The 2039-nt window shown below is 63.5% G+C and carries 2 protein-coding genes; both read left to right on the top strand.

The genetic code is table 11. From position 1 onward, the window contains the following. The first annotated feature begins 97 nt into the window (after nt 1-97). A complete protein-coding gene (rlmD, locus tag ACT8II_RS05045; protein WP_443813183.1) occupies nt 98-1411 on the top strand; it encodes a 23S rRNA (uracil(1939)-C(5))-methyltransferase RlmD in 1314 nt (437 codons plus the stop codon). 95 nt (nt 1412-1506) lie between these two features. After that, on the top strand, nt 1507-2039 hold a 533-nt coding region (locus tag ACT8II_RS05040; protein WP_443813181.1), incomplete at its 3' end, for a DJ-1 family glyoxalase III.

The following is a 2039-nucleotide window of genomic DNA, read 5'->3' as shown; positions in this document are numbered from 1 at the left end:
GGCCGCGTATATGCGGCCAATTTTGTGCGCCATGGCGCGGATATGCCCCCCGAACTGCAATACTTGGCTCATTCGAAAACGCTCCACAGGAGGCGCTATGAGGCTCAGCATCGAAACCATGACCTACGGACCGAACGGACTCGCCCACACGGATGAGGGGAAGGCGGTCTTCGTGTCTGGTGGCCTCATCGGGGATACGGTTGAAGCCCGCATCACGGAGAACGGTCCTTCGTTCTCCCGCGCCACCGTCGAAGAAGTCATCGAGCCCTCCCCTATGCGCGAGCACTCTCCCTGTCCCTTTGCCGGCATCTGCGGGGGGTGCCCGTGGGGCGGCCTGGCATATGACGCACAACTCGAAGCCAAGGAGGAAAACCTCCGCAGTGCCCTCATGCGCATCGGTAAATTCTCTGCAGATGAGGTCTCCGCTCTCATGCGCCCCATTCGCCATGCCAAAGAGCCCTGGGGATACCGCAATAAGATCGAGCTCGCCCCCATCCGCGAAAACGGTAAGTTCCGCCTTGGCCTTCATGGACGTGATCCGAACCAGATCATCAAAGTTGACACCTGCCCCCTCTTCAGCAAGAAACACGCCAAGGCGATCAAAGCCGTCACGGGAGCCCTCGGCTTCCTCGGCAATTCTCGTGACCTCGAACTTGAACGCGTCGGCATCCGCTCAAGCCGTCGCACCGGCGCGCTAGAAGTCGCCCTGTGGACCCCCACCGGAGCGTTCCCGCGCGCCCAGGTCTCACGCGTGTTGGGTGATGCCGTGCGCGCCACAAGTGTGGTACGCGTCATGTCCAAGGGAGAAAAGCGCGCCCGCCGCGTGGCCGGCGTCGAGGCTCTCGCCGGCGAAGGTTCCTGGACCGAGAAGATCGGCGAGGAGAACATGCGCCTGTCCGCGCCCTCGTTCTTCCAGGTAAACACCAAGGCGGCCGAGATCCTCATCGACCTGGTCATGGAGGCGCTGGACCCACAGCCCAACGAGCTCGGTATCGACCTGTACTGCGGCGCCGGCACCTTCACCCTGCCGCTCGCCCGCCGCTGCGATTTCGTGAGCGCCGTCGAGTCTTATGGACCCGCCGTGCGCGACCTGCGCCGCAACCTCGACATCGCCAACCTCACCAACGTCGATGTGATCGGCGGCGACGCCGTGCGCGAGTTCCCCGACGAGGACGCCGACGTACTCGTTGTCGACCCGCCGCGAGCCGGCCTTGCGCCCGAGGCGATCGACCTCATCGCATCCACGAGCGCCCGCGACGTCGCTTACGTGTCATGCGACCTCGCCACCCTCGCCAGGGACTTGCGCCGCTTTGTCGAGGAGGGCACCTTCCGCCCGGTCTGGGCAACACCTGTCGACCTGTTCCCGCAGACCTTCCATTGCGAGACCGTCGTAAGGCTCACCCGCGCATAGACACGTCCCCAATTGCACCATGTGCGTCATTGATATGGGCGCGGGCGAATCGGGTATAAGTCCGGCATCGCTGCACCCAATCGAGAGGACCTGCCATGGCCGGAGTTGCCGTACTCGCCGCAGATGGTTTCGAGACCATCGAATGCCTAACCGTCGTCGACGTGTTGAGAAGGGGTGGCGTTCGCACCGCGCTCGTCTCAATCATGGACTCGCGCGATGTGGTCACCTCCCAGCAGATTCCCGTGACCTGCGACGCCATGCTCGACGAGATCGACTTCTCGGACTACGACTACATCGTGCTCCCCGGAGGACTCCCCGGAGCCACGAACCTGCGCGCCAATGAGCGCGTCTGCGAGCTCGTGCGCGAGTTCGCCGCCACCAAACACGTCGCCGCCATTTGCGCCGCCCCATTCATCTTGGCCGAACTGGGCGTTTTGGAGGGGCATCGCGCCACGTGCTTCCCAGGTTTTGACAGCAACTTCCCCGAGGGCTGCCATGCTGGAGAGCGTACCGTGATCGTCGATGGCAACATCATCACCGCCTCCGGCATGGGCCAGGCGCTTCCCTTCGCACTCGCCATTTTGAACGACATCGCCGGCAAGGTCGCCGTCGACAAGGTTAAGGACGG

The organism is Collinsella sp., assembly GCF_052346665.1.
Lineage (GTDB): Bacteria > Actinomycetota > Coriobacteriia > Coriobacteriales > Coriobacteriaceae > Collinsella.
This window is presented reverse-complemented; position numbering and strand designations above follow the sequence as displayed.